Source organism: Kitasatospora sp. NPDC048662 (assembly GCF_055587065.1).
In genome coordinates this window covers 566,348-581,881 of record NZ_JBVJHA010000001.1, presented here as the reverse complement: position 1 = coordinate 581,881, position 15,534 = coordinate 566,348, and the positions used below count along the sequence as shown (strand labels likewise).

18 protein-coding genes are annotated in these 15,534 nt (G+C 69.8%); 13 read left to right on the top strand and 5 right to left on the bottom strand.

Going from position 1 to position 15,534, the window contains the following annotated elements:
* Positions 1-19 precede the first annotated feature (19 nt).
* From ACZ6R9_RS02810 to ACZ6R9_RS02795, 4 genes are read left to right on the top strand one after another with little or no spacing between them, the layout of a single operon-like run.
* On the top strand, positions 20-1,042 hold the full coding sequence (locus ACZ6R9_RS02810) for an NAD-dependent epimerase/dehydratase family protein (protein ID WP_465536099.1): 1,023 nt from the start codon (positions 20-22) through the stop codon (positions 1,040-1,042).
* Positions 1,039-1,806 (top strand): HAD family hydrolase, encoded by a 768-nt coding sequence (locus tag ACZ6R9_RS02805; RefSeq protein ID WP_465536097.1) that lies wholly within the window; start codon positions 1,039-1,041, stop codon positions 1,804-1,806. Before ACZ6R9_RS02810 ends, ACZ6R9_RS02805 begins: the two co-directional genes overlap by 4 nt.
* Complete coding sequence (locus tag ACZ6R9_RS02800; RefSeq protein WP_465536095.1) at positions 1,803-2,654, top strand: glycosyltransferase family 2 protein; 852 nt, start codon at positions 1,803-1,805, stop codon at positions 2,652-2,654. Before ACZ6R9_RS02805 ends, ACZ6R9_RS02800 begins: the two co-directional genes overlap by 4 nt.
* The gene (locus tag ACZ6R9_RS02795) at positions 2,651-3,652 is read left to right on the top strand and encodes a glycosyltransferase family protein (RefSeq protein ID WP_465536093.1); all 1,002 of its coding nucleotides are present in this window, start codon (positions 2,651-2,653) and stop codon (positions 3,650-3,652) included. The genes ACZ6R9_RS02800 and ACZ6R9_RS02795 overlap by 4 nt, the downstream gene beginning before the upstream one ends.
* Positions 3,653-3,659: 7 nt before the next feature.
* Here the strand turns inward: ACZ6R9_RS02795 and ACZ6R9_RS02790 are convergent, their stop codons facing one another.
* The 5 genes from ACZ6R9_RS02790 to ACZ6R9_RS02770 form a co-directional block, all read right to left on the bottom strand.
* Positions 3,660-4,496 carry a TrmH family RNA methyltransferase gene (locus ACZ6R9_RS02790; protein WP_465536091.1) on the bottom strand — a complete coding sequence of 279 codons (837 nt, stop codon included), beginning with the start codon at positions 4,494-4,496 and terminating at the stop codon, positions 3,660-3,662.
* A 139-nt stretch (positions 4,497-4,635) separates the two neighbouring features.
* Positions 4,636-5,253 carry a hypothetical protein gene (locus ACZ6R9_RS02785; RefSeq protein WP_465536089.1) on the bottom strand — a complete coding sequence of 206 codons (618 nt, stop codon included), beginning with the start codon at positions 5,251-5,253 and terminating at the stop codon, positions 4,636-4,638.
* A complete protein-coding gene (locus tag ACZ6R9_RS02780; RefSeq protein ID WP_465536087.1) occupies positions 5,250-6,482 on the bottom strand; it encodes an MAB_1171c family putative transporter in 1,233 nt (410 codons plus the stop codon). Before ACZ6R9_RS02780 ends, ACZ6R9_RS02785 begins: the two co-directional genes overlap by 4 nt.
* A 6-nt stretch (positions 6,483-6,488) precedes the next feature.
* Positions 6,489-7,067 carry a hypothetical protein gene (locus ACZ6R9_RS02775; RefSeq protein ID WP_465536085.1) on the bottom strand — a complete coding sequence of 193 codons (579 nt, stop codon included), beginning with the start codon at positions 7,065-7,067 and terminating at the stop codon, positions 6,489-6,491.
* Between the two features lie 248 nt (positions 7,068-7,315).
* Positions 7,316-7,771, bottom strand: a complete 456-nt coding sequence (locus ACZ6R9_RS02770; RefSeq protein WP_465536083.1) for a helix-turn-helix domain-containing protein — start codon at positions 7,769-7,771, stop codon at positions 7,316-7,318.
* Positions 7,772-8,254: 483 nt separating this feature from the next.
* Between ACZ6R9_RS02770 and ACZ6R9_RS02765 the strand changes: the two genes are divergently transcribed.
* From ACZ6R9_RS02765 to ACZ6R9_RS02725, 9 genes are all read left to right on the top strand, one after another.
* On the top strand, positions 8,255-8,491 hold the full coding sequence (locus tag ACZ6R9_RS02765) for a transcriptional regulator (RefSeq protein ID WP_465536081.1): 237 nt from the start codon (positions 8,255-8,257) through the stop codon (positions 8,489-8,491).
* Between the two features lies 1 nt (position 8,492).
* The gene (locus ACZ6R9_RS02760; protein ID WP_465536079.1) at positions 8,493-9,542 is read left to right on the top strand and encodes a hypothetical protein; all 1,050 of its coding nucleotides are present in this window, start codon (positions 8,493-8,495) and stop codon (positions 9,540-9,542) included.
* Entirely contained in the window at positions 9,542-10,249 is a 708-nt protein-coding gene (locus ACZ6R9_RS02755; protein ID WP_465536077.1) for an ATP-binding protein, read from the top strand. The genes ACZ6R9_RS02760 and ACZ6R9_RS02755 overlap by 1 nt, the downstream gene beginning before the upstream one ends.
* 110 nt (positions 10,250-10,359) lie before the next feature.
* Positions 10,360-10,932 (top strand): WhiB family transcriptional regulator, encoded by a 573-nt coding sequence (locus tag ACZ6R9_RS02750; protein ID WP_465536075.1) that lies wholly within the window; start codon positions 10,360-10,362, stop codon positions 10,930-10,932.
* A gap of 62 nt (positions 10,933-10,994) precedes the next feature.
* Positions 10,995-11,972 (top strand): DUF2637 domain-containing protein, encoded by a 978-nt coding sequence (locus tag ACZ6R9_RS02745; RefSeq protein WP_465536790.1) that lies wholly within the window; start codon positions 10,995-10,997, stop codon positions 11,970-11,972.
* An 83-nt stretch (positions 11,973-12,055) separates the two neighbouring features.
* The gene (locus ACZ6R9_RS02740) at positions 12,056-12,280 is read left to right on the top strand and encodes a hypothetical protein (RefSeq protein WP_465536073.1); all 225 of its coding nucleotides are present in this window, start codon (positions 12,056-12,058) and stop codon (positions 12,278-12,280) included.
* A gap of 179 nt (positions 12,281-12,459) precedes the next feature.
* Positions 12,460-12,882, top strand: coding sequence for a MobC family plasmid mobilization relaxosome protein (locus ACZ6R9_RS02735; RefSeq protein WP_465536071.1), 423 nt, complete (start codon positions 12,460-12,462; stop codon positions 12,880-12,882).
* On the top strand, positions 12,879-14,600 hold the full coding sequence (locus tag ACZ6R9_RS02730) for a relaxase/mobilization nuclease domain-containing protein (protein ID WP_465536069.1): 1,722 nt from the start codon (positions 12,879-12,881) through the stop codon (positions 14,598-14,600). The genes ACZ6R9_RS02735 and ACZ6R9_RS02730 overlap by 4 nt, the downstream gene beginning before the upstream one ends.
* Positions 14,601-14,713: 113 nt before the next feature.
* Complete coding sequence (locus ACZ6R9_RS02725; protein ID WP_465536067.1) at positions 14,714-15,109, top strand: hypothetical protein; 396 nt, start codon at positions 14,714-14,716, stop codon at positions 15,107-15,109.
* The last annotated feature ends 425 nt before the right edge of the window (positions 15,110-15,534 follow it).

Sequence of the window (15,534 nt, the reverse complement as noted above, 5' to 3'; positions counted from 1 at the left end):
AACCCGATAGGAGCACAGCATGGCCCTGCACCTGGTGACCGGCGGAGCCGGATTCATCGGCTCCCACCTCGCCGACCGCCTCCTGGCCGTCGGACACGAGGTCGTTGTCCTCGACAACCTCGATGGCGGCAAGCGCGAGAACGTCCCCGACGGCGTGCCCCTCGTCGTCGGATCCATCGCCGATCGCAATACGGTGGACAAGCTGTTCGCCGCCTACGACTTCGACAGTGTCTTCCACCTGGCCGCGTTCGCGGCGGAGGGCATCAGCCACACCGTCAAGGCCCACAACTACGAGGTCAACGTCCTTGGCAGCATCAACCTGATCAACGCCGCCCTGCGCACCGGCGTCCGGTACTTCTCCTTCGCCTCCTCCGTCGCCGTGTACGGCGACGGCCAGGTCCCGATGCGCGAGAGCGACCACCCGCAGCCCGCCGACAGCTACGGCAACGCCAAGCTCACCATCGAGCGTGAACTCGCCATCACCGCCCGCCTCCAGAACCTGCCGTTCACCGCGCTGCGGATGCACAACGTTTACGGCGAACGCCAGAACATGGCCGACCCCCTGCGCAACGCGGTGGCGATCTTCCTCAACCAGGTCATGCGCGGCGAGCCGATCACCGTGTACGGCGACGGCAGCCAGCTCCGCTCCTTCACCTACGTCCACGACATCGCCGGCTGCTTCCTCGACGCCGCCGACAACCCCGACCACTGGAACCGGGCGATCAACGTCGGAAGCCAACAGCCCTGCACCGTCCTGGAGATGGCGCACGCCGTCCGCCAGGCGATGGGCGTTCCCGACCACCCGATCCGCCACCTGGACACCCGCGATGAAGTCCACGCCGCCTACACCAGCAGCGACCTCGCCCGCACCCTGCTCGGCGATTGGAAGGACACCCCGCTGGCCGACGGCCTCGCCGCCACCGCCGCCTGGGCCGCCGCCCACGGCCCGGTCCAGCCCCACAGCACCCTCACCCTCGAAACCCCGCCCGGCGATCAGCCCGAGTGGTACACCACCGCCACTTCCCGGACGGACCAGCCGTGACCAAGCCCCCCGTCTTCCACGCCCCGGACGTCTCCGCCATCGCCACCGACGTCGGCGGCGTCCTCTACTACGACGAGCCGTTCGAACTCGCCTGGCTCCAAGCCGTCCTGGAGTACGCCGGCAACGCCGACCCCCAGCTGACCATCGAACAGTTCACCACCGAGATGCGCCGCTTCTACCTCGCCCGGGCCAGGGCCACCGCCAGCCCCGGGCTCTACAGCCCCGCCGGCGCGCACGCCTGGTCCGACATCCGCCGCCGCTGGGACGACCTCGCGCAGCCGATCCCCGGCGCCGTCGCCGCCCTCGGCACGCTCGCCGAGCAGCGCCCGGTGTGCGTGGTCGCCAACCAGCCCCCCGAGTGCGAGGAAGTCCTGCGCTCCATCGGCGCCGCCGAACACCTGGTCCTGATCGCCCTCGACACCACGGTCGGCATCACCAAGCCCAACCCCGGCCTGCTCGGCTGGGCCATCGACCGGCTCGGCTGGAACCCGGCCACCACCCTGATGGTCGGCGACCGCCCCGACCACGACGCCGCACCCGCCCAGCGCCTCGGCGCCCACGCCGCCCTCGTCACCCCGCCCACCGGCTGGACCGCCCCGCCCGGCACCGACCCGGCACTCCTCGCCGCCTACCAGCAGGTGTGCACGGAACGCATCGAAGTCCGCCGACACCCCGCTGCCGACCACAGCCTGCACGTCCACGACCTCACGGACCTGGCCACCCGACTCGGCCGAACCCAGCGCCGACCGGCGGTGGCCCGGTGACCGTTCCCCTCACCGTGGCCGTGTGCAGCAACCGGCCCGACCAGCTCCAGTCCGCCCTCGACCGGCTGCCGGACGTCCTTGGCCCTGACGACCACCTCCTGGTCGTCGTCGACACACCAGTGCCGGCCGCCACCCGGCGAAAGCTCGACGGGCCCGCCGAACAGCGCACGGTGCTTTTCAACGACGCCACCATCGGGCTGTCCTACAGCCGCAACCTCGCGCTGAAGGAAGCACCCACCCGGTACGTCGCGTTCGTCGACGACGACATCGTCACCACCACCACCGCCGTCGAGGACCTGCGCACCGCCATGGCCAGCGGGGCACACGTGGCCGGCACACGGATCACCGCCGACCTCCAAGGCCGTCGAACGCCCTGGTGGCTGACTGCGGGACAACTGCACTACCTCGGCTCCCACCACCCCGGCCTGCCCGCCAGCATCTGGGGCGGCTGCTTCGCCCTCGACCGCGACCACGCCCGCCTGCTCGGCATCGACTTCGACAACCGACTCGGCCGCGTCGGCACCAACCTCGCCTCCGCCGAGGACACCACCCTGGTACGCCGGCTCACCGCGCTCGGCGCCACTGCCGCGGTCCTCCACGACGCACAGGTCCACCACCTGATCCCCGCCCACAGGCTCCGCCCCAGCTACCTCCTGCGCCGTGCCTACTGGCAAGGCCGCAGCGAAGTTCGCCGGAACACCGCCGGCAGCGGGCTGCGCAAGGAATGGAGGCGCAACCGCTCCGGCGGACCCGGCCTCCGGCCCACCGGGCTCGCCGTCCTCTACACCGGAGCGGTGCTGGCCGGCATCGGCCGCGAACTCCTCGACCAGCCCCGGAGCCACTCGTGAAGATCGCCATGCTCAACCCGCCCCACCGGTACGGACGGGACACCAGCCAGTGGATCACGGTTCCGCCGCAGGGCTACGGCGGCATCCAGTGGGTGGTCGCCACCCTCATCGACGCCTTGCTGGCCGCCGGGTGCGAGATCCTCCTGATCGGTGCACCTGGCAGCACCGCCAGGCCGGGCCTGACCGTCTCCGACGCCACCACCTTCGACAGCGCCCTGGCCGCGCTCCGCGAGTTCGGCCCAGACGTGGTGCACGACCACACCGACGGCCAGCTGCTGCCCGCCGAACCCGACTGGCCCGCCGTGCGCACCCACCACCTCAACAGCGTGCCCCAGCACACAGTGAACGGCGTCTACCTCTCCCACGCCCAGCGTCGCGCCGCCGGGTCCGCTGGCGCCCCGATCATCCGGCTGCCGGTCAACCCCGATCGCTACACCTACCGGGAGGAGAAGGAGGGCTTCCTGCTGTTCCTCGGCCGGGTCTCCGTCCACAAGGGGGCGAGGGACGCCGCCGCCTTCGCCCAGGCCGCCGGCCTCCCGCTGAAACTCGCCGGACCCGCCTGGGAGCCGGACTACCTTCGCCGCATCCTCTCCGACTTCCCCGGCACCGCTGAGTATGTCGGCGAGGTCGCAGGCAGCCGCCGCACCGAACTGCTCGCCGCCGCCCGTGCACTGCTCGTCCTCTCCCAGCCGTTCGGCGGCCCCTCCGGAGGTGGGTGGATCGAGCCCGGGGCCACCGTCGTCGCCGAGGCCGCCGTCAGCGGCACTGCAGTCATCGCCACCGACAACGGATGCCTCGCTGAGATCGCCCCGCACGTCGGCGTCGTCCTACCGGTCGAGCAGACGCCCACCAGGGAGGAGGCCGCCAAGATCCTGGCCGGCCTCCCGGCCCCGGAGTACCTGCGCGCCACCGCAGTCGAGCGCTGGGGTCACCACGTGATCGCCTCGAAGTACCAGGAGGTCTACCACCGCGCCGCTGCGGGCGGCATCTGGACCTGACCTGTGGTCAGCGCGAGCGCTTCCCGGCGGCGATCCGCTGCCGGGAAGCTTCGTACAGGACGGCCGTGGTGGCGTTCGCCGCGTTCAACGAACTTGCCGCGCCCGACATCGGGATGCTCACGGTGAAGTCGCACAGGTCCCGCCACGCGCTGGACAAGCCCGTCGTCTCGTTCCCCACCAACAGCAGCACCGGCTGGGTCAGGTCGAAGTCGAAGACATCCGCGTCGCCCTTCTCGTCCGTGCCCACCAGGACCAGGGGGCGGCCGGCCGCACGTTGCTGCTCCACCCACGCCATGACCTCGCCGGGCCCCGGCACCCGTACGGACGGCAGCGAGAACAAGCTGCCCGTGGTCGCCCGGACGCTCTTCGGGTCGTAGACGTCGGCAGCGTGCCCCGAGACGATCATCCCGTGCGCACCGAACGCATCCGCCGAGCGGATGATGCTCCCGATGTTTCCCGGCGTAGTCGGCCGGTCGAAGAGGACACCGAGGAAGTCCGGCCCGACCTCGATCCGGTTGAGATCGTCCGCCGGCATGCCGACCACCGCGATGACCTCGGGTGCGCCCTCGGTCTTCTCGCCCAGCTCCGCCAGCAGCTCCGGCGCCATCACGATCCGCTCAGCCCGGGTCGTCCGCAGCAACTCCTGCGCCCACCCCGACAGCTTCCGCCGGTCGTCGTAGAGCAGAGCGTTGATCGGCCAGCCGAACTCCACCGCCAACGAGATCGGCCGTACGCCCTGCACCAGGAACTCGCGGAGCTGGCTCCGCTTCTTCCTGTTGGTCAGCAGAGCCTCCCACTGCTGGAACCGGGCGTTGCGAGAGGTGACCCGCTGAACCGCTGGCACCTGTCCTCCAAGGTGAGTTGGCAACCACGATGCGTTCCGACTTCGGCGGAGTCCGCACCAGCGTAGCTAGAAACCCTACACGGGCAGAGCTCCATGACATTGCTCGCCAAGACGTGCCCTGGCGAGCGCCAATGATGCTCTACCGCAGGAGGGCGAAGGTCAGGGCGGCGGTCCCGCCCAAGGCTGTGCCGGCCAGGATCTGCGCGACCGTGTGGGCCTTGAGAATGATCCGGGACCAACCGATGGCGACGGCACCGAGCATCGCGGGCAGCGCCCAAGGGCCGAAGACCAGCAGGAGAATCATGGCGACGCCGCCGGCCACGGAGTTGTGGATCGAGATCTGCCACCCGACGGTGACCAACAGCGAGGAGACCAGGCCGACGAGCATGGCGACCACGAGTGCAGAGACATCGGCCGGAGCGTTCAGGACGTAGAGCAGGGTGACGCCGGTGACCACCGAGATGAGGCTGAGCGCCATCGGGGCGATCCGCTGGCGCCGCACCCGGATGTGTTTGTCGGTGAGCTTCGCACGCTTGACTCCGAGCAGCACGATGCTGATGGGGATGACGCCGCAGAAGAGAGCGGCGAGGAGACCCCAGCCCGCTCCGCCCCAGGAGTGGGTGCTGTGCCAGCCGACTACGAGCAGCAGGGCGATGACCAGGTTGGCCGGTGCGAGGACGTCCGTGATGACCCGGGCGGTCTTCTGGGCACGGGTGCTGTCCGCGAAAGCCGGCGGGGCAGGCGGGGCGAAGGTCACGGGGTAGCTCCTGAGTGGGCGGAACGGGTCTTGCCGAGCCGCTCGACGTGCTTCTGGGCGAACGTGATGGCGAGGTCGGAGAAGTAGATGTCGGAAAGGTTCCGCAATAGGCGCGCCTCGGTTTCGAGGTCCTTCCCGGCTTGGGCGGGCACCTCGGGGCTTCCTGCTCGCGCGCGGCCGGCCATGTGGGCTTCTCGGGATGCTCGCAGCCAACAGGCGTCAGCGGCTGTCGTGGCTGTTGGGCCAACGAGCCCGGCGTCCTCGACATGGTCCGCCGCCCGCAGGCGGACGGACATCGATGTGCTGCCCGCCAGGATGAGCATTGCGTCGCGTATCTCGATGGCCCGGCGGTACAGGCGGCCGCGTACATCGCGGACATCGAGAATCTCGCGCACCCGGTGCCGCTTGCGCCCGTACCTGATCTGAGGGGCGGCCTCGCTGAGGTGCTCCCACAGCGAGTAGAGCTTGATCAGATCGCGGTACTGGAGTACGGCGGAACGGAGCTGGGGATAGGCCGGCATGGTGCTTCCGGTACAGATCAGCAGCAGCGGCACCAGCGCCAGAAGAGCGTTCAGCGCTGCGTCTGCTTCCGCCGACACCGGGTGCACGTTGAACCGGGCGAAGAGCAGCATCGACGTGCGGTGCACCGTGTAGACGATGCCGATGCTCGTCCCGAGGCAGATCAGCAACAGGCCGCGGCGGAGGAGCATCGGGCCCGGCCGGCGGGACCACTTCCATGAAAGTCGCGAGGCGGTCAGCATGGCCCACCCGAAGTAGGTGGTCCAGATCACCACGTAGGTCAGCACCATTGAGTCGTTCGGGTATGCGGTCAGCAGGTCAACGGCCTCATGTGGACGCTCGGCCGCAGCGAACAGCGTGATCATGCCCACGAGTGTGGCCACCGGAATGACAACTCCACCACGCATCGGCCGCGGTCCGGATGCACTCCGGGTTGGCTCGGAGCTGGCCGCCGCGGCGGCCAGGAAATGGAGCACGAAAGCGGCAGCGCCGACCGCCGCAGTGTGCTTGAACAGCGCAGCGAAGCTGTTGACGCCGACGGCCGTGTCGAGCCACTGGGCAGCGGGATCCGCTGCAAAGCACATTTGCAGGGCGAGCACGAAGAAAGCTGCCCACAGGGGCCTCTTCTGCTTGTCCCGCCACGCTCCCGGCGCTCGCCAGAACGTGATTGCCCACAGAGCCCCGCAGACACTCAAATTTATTACGAGCATGGTGATCTACTCAGTCAGGGCGTTCAAGAGGTGATTCGAAAGAGGATCGGAGGGACGCTCGGCCGCTTCCTCCGACTGGCGGATCCGGCGGGCAAGCACGCCTGCGAGTCCCTCGGCCGCCTGCTCATCGGCATGCGTATAGCTCGTGCGGCCAAGGAGGCTGACGATTCGATTGATCGGGAAGCCGGCCCACTCCTCTACGGAGAGGACCTCCGCGAGACTGCGGCGCCGACCCGAGACGTCGACGGATGCCTCGTGTTCGTCGGTTGGTAGACACGAGTGCCCGAGCAGCATGTGACACAGCTCGTGAAGAATGATGTGGGAGCGATGCAGCGGGCTCGTCGCGTTTTCAACGAAGATGTGGTCGCTGTTTTCCAGGGCGATCCACGCGCCGCACGGCACGTCGTTCGACGACCCTTCATGATCTATCGCATGTATGCGAATAGGTCGCCCTCGCCTCGAAGCAATGCCATCACACAGCTTCTCGACAGTGAACGGGACCGGTATATCGAGGCTGGCCGCAATAGCAGAGAAGTCGCCGTCTTCTCTGCTGCCCCGGCTGCTCTTTCTGCGCCAGTTACGCATGATCCTTTTCCCGCTCTGTTTCCCCTTTGCCTCCCCCTCGGGTCGGATCAAAAGCATAGGCGAGCGATAGATCAATCAGGTGTGACCGGCGCAACTCCAGGGTCATCAGATTGCAGAGCGTTAGGGTGTGACCCCGTAGGTGCTGCGATTGTCAACGCGTAGGCGGCGGCGCGTCACGTAAAGTAGCGGGGCGCGTTATTGAAGTGAGATCTGACCGCAAATCAGTTGATCATGGAATGGTTAAGCCCTCAACCATTCGCTTCGTCTTCCTCGCCGAGATTCTCCACCGAGCGGGCATGCTCGATGAATCCCGCGAGCGCCGAGAGGGCCTTGTCGGACAAGCCGTCGGCCCGGAGGGCGAGATTCACGACGGCCTTGTCCTTGACCAGCTGTCCCAGATCCTGGTGGCCGGCGCGCGACGCGCGCTCCGCGGGGGCATCGGGCTCCTCGTCGTCGATGAAGTAGCTCGCCCGGACCTTGAAGACCGCAGCCAGCGCCTTGAGGGTCGAGGTGGTCGGGTTGCTCTTAGCCCCGGAGCGGAGCTTCTGGATCAGGCTGGCGCTGATGCTTCCGCCGCCATCGTCGACCTGGGACGCCCACTCTGCGGTCAGGTCGGCGACCTCCTGGTTCGTGAACGCCCTCCCGGTTCTCGGATTCGGGACGGTGTCGAACAGGTGGTTCAACCTGTGCTTGAAGTCTCCCATGGCGATGCTCCATCAAAGCGGCGATACGCACACTGTAGTGCGCCATCGGCCTGCCTGGGAAAGTGTGGCGCACTTTAGTCTGCCGACATCGCGCACTTTGGTGTACGTTGATGCCGTTCGGAAGGCGCACCAAAGTCCGTCCCTGCTGGTCAAGCGGTTGAAACGGGGTGGATGCGTGCGCCTCGGTCGCCCTATGGTTCTGGTCCCGCCGCAAACGCCGGCGGGCAAGGAGGGGGAGTAGATGCCGTAGGGCACAGCCGGAAATGCGACCGGCGCCCTGGAGTTACCAGCTCCTGGACGCCGGGCCAGCACCCCGAAGGGTGCAGATGCACTACCTCGCGAGCGGCGGGACTTCTTTTGCACGAGAGACCGCCGCGCGCGCTCCTACGAACCACGGAGTATCGCATGCCCACCCTGCCCAGGGAAACCGCTTACGCGGCACCTAGCCCGAGCCAGCAGCGACTCGGTGTCCAGCTCGCGGACATGATCCCCGGAGCGGTCACCATCCGCGTCAGCCTCGCCGACCCCAGCCGCCAGTGGCCCCACCCCTACACGGTGGCGATCGACGAGCATGGCGAGCAGATCCCGCTGAGCCGCAACACCACCAAGATCGCCGCCCGCTGGGTGCTGCGGACCTGGCCCGAAGCGGACTGGACGCGCCCGCACAGCCTCGACCTCGCCACCGGGCAGCTCGACGTCGCCGCGGTCCGGGGCCGCTGACATGGCGCGCATCCGACCCGTCAAGCCCGAGACCTGGGTGAGCGAGACGCTTGCCGAGGTGTCCATACCGGCGATGCTGACCTTCCTCGGCATGACCAACCACGCCGACGACAGCGGCCGGCACCGCGACAACGCGGCGGTCGTCTACGGCCTCATCTGGCCGATGCGCGACGAGATCAACCGCGCGGAGGTCGAGGACCACCTCCAGCAGCTCGCCTCGGTCGGCGCGATCTGCCGGTACACCGGCTGCGATGGCCGCCGGTACTTCCATTACCCGACCTGGCGCAAGCACCAGAAGATCGACAAGCCGAGCCTGTCCCGGCTGCCCGCGTGCCCGCACTGCGAGCCGGAGCGGTGCGGGGTCTGCAAGGGCCCCTGCATTCAGCGGGCCGCCCTCGCCGACACGCCGGGAACGGCCGCCGAGGACACCACGAACGCCCGCCGAGGGTTCGTCGAAACCTCGGCGAACCCTCCGGCAGCCCTCCCGCAGCCGAACGAGCCCTTCGCGGTACCCCCCGCGAAGACAGCTCCCGCCGCTGCTCCAACAGCGGACACGGCGGTCGGCATCGAGTGCAAGCCGGTCTCGACCCCCCGGAAAACCGCAGGTCAGGTCACCTTCGGCGAAGCCTCCCCGAAGGTTTGCCGAAGCCTCGACGAAGGCTCGGCGCCTGGATCTAGGATCTTGGATCCTGGATCTTCTTTCCCTACGGGGCGCCCTGCGCCCGGCGCGGACACCGTCTCGGCGAACCAGCTGATCGGCGAGTACGTCGCCGCCTGCGCCGAACGTCCGCCGGGCAGCGTGCTCGGCCACCTCGGCAAGGTCGTCAAGACCCTGCTGGACGAAGGCATCGGCGCCGACCACGTCCGCACCGGACTGCGCCGGTTCGCCGAGATCCAGGGCCACCCGTCCCGGCTGCCGAGCCTGGTCAACGACGCCATGAACGCACGAGCCACCGGTTTGGCCCGGCAGGGAATCCGCCCTAACCTGCCCGCTCACCAGGCGTGGACCAACCCGGTCGACGCCGTCGCCGCCTACGCCGAGGAGCTGTGATGCGCACCCACCGCGACCCGCAGACCCTCGCCGACGCCCCCTCGGTCCTCGACCGGATGGCCGAGATCCTCGCCGCCCGGGGCATCGACCGCGCCACGGTCGAAGCACTCCCGGACGAGCCGGAGCCGTTCTCTCCGGAGGACGCGCTGTCCACCGGGATGCCGCCCCGGTACCGCGACGCCGTCGCCGACCACCCGCTGGTCCTCGCCTGGACCCGGCAGGTCGCCGCCCAGGCCACCGCTCCCAGCACCGGAGCGCGCCGTCAGGTCACCACCGGCCCCAGCCTGCTGATGGCCGGCGTCACCGGCGCGGGCAAGACCCATCAGGCGTACGGCGCGGTCCGCGTGCTGGTGCAGGCCGGCATCGGCGTGCGCTGGCGCGCCACCACCGCCGCCGACCTCTACGCCGAACTCCGCCCCAGCTCGGACACCGACGCCGAGCGGGTGCTCGCCGCTTACAGCCGGGTTCCTCTGCTGCTGCTCGACGACCTCGGCGCGGCCAAGACGTCCGAGTTCGTCGAGGAGCAGACGTACCGGCTGATCAACCGCCGGTACAACCACTGCCTGCCCACCTTGATCACCACCAACCTGGCGATCAAGGATCTCCGCACCTGCCTCGGTGACCGCGTCACCTCCCGGCTCGCAGAGATGACCACCCGGGTCTCCTTCGAGCCGGTCGACCGCAGACGCCTCCAGCGCGCCGCCTGAGCCGCCGCCGCGCCCGGCCGCCCTACGGCGAGCCGCCCAACTTCACCGACCCAGCGCACCTCTCCGCCGACGCCGACCTCGCGCGCGGAGAGCGATCGGAGCAACCCCGCATGACCACCACGACCAGCCCTGCCCGCCACCGCGCCCTCGGCGACCACACCTGGCAGGACCAGGCCGTCTGCACCCCGACCGAGTGCAACCCCGTCGACCCCGAGACCTTCTTCCCCGGACCGGAGGACGCCGACAAGATCGCCATCGCCAAGGCCCTGTGCGCCCAGTGCCCGGTCGCCCGCGCATGCCTGGACGCTGCCCTCGAAACCGGCGACACCCACGGCATCCGGGGCGGCCTCACCGAGCAGGAACGCGAACCTCTGCACGACAACGTCAACGAACGCCTCGACTACAGCCGCGTCAACGACACCCTCAACGGACGCGACATCCACCTCACCCGCACCGAACGTCGAGCCGTCGTCCTCGCCGGATACCGCCACGGTCTTCCCGTCGAACGCCTCGCCTGGCTCCTCAAGATCAGCCCGGAGCACGCCCTCAAGCTCTACCGCGAAACCCGGCGAGCCATCCGCCACCGGCAGATCGCAGAAGATGCAGTCCGCACGACCACGACCGACCACAGCGCCACCAGCACCGAGCAGCTGACCCGCGACGCCTTCGGGACGGCCGCGTGAGCACCACCGCCGCGACTACCCCGACCAGCGCCCACATCACCGGCTGGGACCGCACCGTCGTCATGGCCCTCGGCGCCGCGGGCTGCGCGCTTTCCTACGACGCGCTCCAGCAGATGGCCGTCGCCATTCACGTCCGAGGCTTTCTCACCTACCTTTTCCCGATCATCGTCGACGGCTTCATCGCCTACGGGGTGCGCGCCCTGCTGGTCCTTCGCGACGCCCCGCTGAGGGCCCGCGCCTACGTGTGGACGCTCTTCGGAGCGGCCACCGGGACGAGCCTGTGGGCCAACGCTCTGCACGCCGTCCGACTCAACGATCTGCACGCCACAACCGGGGGGCTGCGGCTGAGCGACATGGTGGTCGCGGTGCTGTCCACCATCGCCCCGCTCGCCCTGGCCGGCGCGGTCCACCTCTACATCCTCATTGCCCGCGGTCCGGTCAGCCCCGGTGACCGGAACGGTCACGGTGACCGACCGGCCGACGCCGACCGAGGCCAGGGCACCACTGACCTCGGTCAGGTCACCTCGGAACGGGCAGCGCTGACCGAGCGGCCGGCGACGCTGACCACCGGCCAGGACAGCGCCGGCCGTCCCGCCCCCGGCCAGCCGGTCAGCCGCCAGGTCACCGCATCGATGCCGCAGCCGCCGCTGACCTCGGTCAGCACTATCAGCCTGACCAAGGCCTCTGACCTGGGCGGTCACCCGGATACTGCCCGGCCGGTCACGAACCGACCGGCGGACAAGCCGCCGGTCACCACCAGGTCGGTCAGCCGCACCGCAGGCACCGGTCAGCCGGTCACTACCCCGCCCACTGCCCCGCCGGTCACTGACCGGGACGGCGCCCGCCGCCCCGACCCGGACACCGAGGACCTGCTGGAGATCGCCCGGCAGGCGGTCAGGGAGGAAGACAAGCTGACCCGCAAGGTGGTCGCCCAGGCGATCCGAGGTCAGCAGATACCGCTGTCCAGCGACACCCTGACCCGCCTGATGGCCCAGCTCCGAGAACAGCACGGCCAGCCGGTCACCGCCGACCGGAACTGACCCATCCCGACCGCCGGGGTGACCGAGGCAGGCCACCCCGGCGGTCACCCCACCCGCACCACCGTCGAACGGGAGCACCCGTCATGCGCACCACCCCCGCCACCTGGGCCGAGGCGGACTCCTGGCTCGCCGTCCTCGCCCAACGCGGCCACCTCTACCACGTCGAGACCGGCCCGGACGGAGCCCGCAGCGTGCAGAGCGGCCGGCACTCCTGCCCCTGGACCCTCCACCATCCCGTCCTCGCCCTCGACTTCGTCGAGAACCTCCTCCTCGACCTCCGCCAGCGCGACGCCGAGGCCAGCCGGTGACCGCCTCCGACCCGGGCGGCATCACGCAGGAACCGGTGCGTGACCGTGATCAGGCTCCTGGCGGAGCAAGTTGTGGGGTAAGCCATGCTTACCCCGCCCCCGCCCCGAAGGGGGCGGAGGCACCCCGGTCGGTGGCAGGCCCGGGGGTGCCTGCCACCGACCGGGGAGTCGGCCCAGGGGTGCCGACGGGGAAAGACAAGCCGCCCGCCACGGTGCTGCCCACCTCACGCCGGCGGCGACCGCGCCACGCAAGCCAGCGCCGCACCTGCGTCAGCCTGCGCTTCAGCGAAGCCGAGTGGGCAACGGTCCAGCACGCCGCTGCCCAAGCAGACCTCGCCCCAGGCGGATTCTCGGCCGCCGCCACCTTGGCCGCAGCCACCAGCACCGACCCGACCGCCGCCGTCGCCGACTACCGTCGCGGCATCCAGGAGCTCATGGAGTCCAACCGCCAACTCGGTTCTGTCGGCAACAACTTGAACCAGATAGCCCACTACCTCAACGCGGGCGGCCAGACCGCCGGCGACCTTCGCCAGCTCCTGCACCGCGTCGAAGCCTCCATCGCCGCGGTCGACGACGCGGTCGCCTGGATGGTCTGCCGGTGATCCCCAAGATCCGCACCGGCACCGGCGGCACCTACGGCCTCGTCCGGTACCTGTTCGGGCCAGGCAAGCGCGACGAGCACACCGACCAGCACGTCGTGGCGAGTTGGAACAGCTTCGCCCCCGACCCCGGCCGCAACCCCCACCACACCATCGCCCAGCTCGCAGCCCAACTCGACCAGCCGGTCAAGGCCGTCGGCGACCGCGCACCGGCGAACACCATCTGGCACTGCTCGGTGCGCGCCGCCGCCGGCGACCGTCACCTCGACGACAACGACTGGGCGAACATCGCCCGCCGCATCGTCCACGCCACCGGTATCGCCCCCGAAGGTGACATCGCCGCCTGCCGCTGGGTCGCCGTCCGACACGCCGACGACCACATCCACATCGCCGCCACCCTCGTCCGCCAGGACGGCCGCCTCGCCAGCCTCAGCTTCGACCGGCGCAAGGCCCAGGCGGAAGCCCGCCTCATCGAAAAGGACTACGGACTGCGCCAGCTCACCCCCGGCGACGGCACCGCAGCCAAGACCCCCACCAGCCAAGAACGCTTCAAGGCCGAACGCGCCGGCCGCACCGACACCCCGCGCGAGACCCTGCGTGAAGCCGTCCGCCAGGCCATTTCCGGAGCCGCGAGCGAAGAGGAGTTCTTCACCCGACTGCGCGAAGCCGGCCTGCGGGTGAAGCTCCGCCATGCCCCCTCCGGCGACACGCTCGGCTACAACGTCGCCCTGCCCGGCGACCGCAACCGCGACAGCGAGCCGGTTTGGTTCGCTGGCAGCACCCTCGCTCCCGACCTCTCCCTCCCGCAGATCCGACGCCGCCTCGACGCCGGCCCTGCCGCCGACAACCCCTTGGAGCCAGGCAACCGGACCGCCCGGCCCGACCGGTCCGCACCCGCGCGCCACCGTCGGGACGCCGCCCGCGTCGCCGAGCACACCATCGCGCTCCTCGACGGAGGGGATGACGAAGCCGCCGCCCACCTCGTTGGCGCCGGCGAACTTCTCGACGCCCTCGCCCAGACCTCCCCAGCCGCCACCCGCACCGAACTCCGCGACGCCGCCCGCGCCTTCGAGCGCGCCACCCGCAGCCAGGTCCGCGCGGAGAACGCTGACATCCGCGCCCTGCGCTCCGCCGCCCGCGGTATCGTCCACGCTGGCGGGGCACTGGGCCGGGGCGAAGACGGCGGCGCCACCGCCATGGTGCTGTCCACCCTTGTCCTCGTCGCCCTGGCTGCCGCCCGCTGGCACTCCGCCCGGGGCCACGCCCAGCAGGCAGCAGCCTCCCGCCAGACCGCCGACCACCTCCGTGCCGCCTACCAGCAGGCCGCAGCCACCCCGATGCGCACGATGCGCGAATCAGGGCGCGCCCTGCCCGCCGCCGAACGCCGCCACTACGACACCACCATCCGCACCGTTCTCGACAACGACCGGCGACCCGCAACATCGGTCCGCGAGTACGACGCCCTGGCAGCAGTCCTCGCTGAAGCCGAGAAGGCCGGCCACGACCCGAAGGCGCTGCTGGAGGAAGCCGTCTCCTGGCGCGAACTCGACACCGCCCGCAGCCACGACGACGTCCTGGTCTGGCGCATCCGCCGCATCGCCGACCTACCGGCCAACCCCCAGCCACCGCGCAAGGCTCCGGCCACCAGCGCACAGCGCCCGGCCCCGTCGGCACCCACCCAGCGCGTAATCGGCCCGAACCGCCCGACCCCACGCCGATGATCCCCAGCCCGGCGAGCACCTGCCCCACCTTGCCAGGCCCACAAGAACAAACCTCCTCGACACCCAGCCCCACCAGGTGTTACGCAAGAATCCGAGCATCGAACGGAGAGCCCGTGAGCAGAACCGACGAGCGCACCGCCACCACCCCGAACCCGACCACCATCCCGTCCCCGGCCGCCGATCCCCTCCTTCAGCTGGAGTACGACAGCCGGCCGCCGACCGGCCCCGACGCGGTGCGCCTCGTGAAGTGCCCCACCGAGCTGGCGCTCCGCGGAATGCCGGTCATCTGTCCCACCTGCCGAGCGCACCGGGACTGGCTGCTGATCAACCACCGCCGCCACGTCTGGATCGGCTGCCGCTGCGGTACGGAGTGGCTGGAGCCCGAGATCACCCGTCGGGACTTCGACGCGAGGATCGCCGACCCCACCTGTACGCACTACCGAGACCTCAACGAGGCCCGCACCGTCCTGGGGTTCGATGGGCTCTTCGCAGGGCTCTACCTGGAGTAACGAGCGGTATTGCGGCGGATGCAACATTCGGCATCCGATGCAACCGGCAGTGGCCAGCTGTTTCTCCGAGGGGAGCAATCCGGGTTGCTCCCCTCGCAGGGCGTGTGGCCAGGCGCGATGATGTGGGCGCAACGATGTTGTATTGAATGCAACATCGCAGTCCCGCTGTTGAAGGCGACCAGGCATCCGCTCAGGCCGCCTGACTGATCGGACGAATCCTCTACGCCAGTCGAAGCCCGCGTTGCGCTATACGGCGTTGCGCCAACCGCTACCTTCGCAGGTGTCGACAACAAGGAGACCAACCTGGCCTGGGGCGGCGGTGCTGTCGGCGCGGTGCGATCGCGGCTGACCCTGGGGAAGGCGGGGCTTGTTCATGCTGCCCGTGGCGAGGCGAGGGCGGGAGTATCGAAGAGCGGTGTGGCACA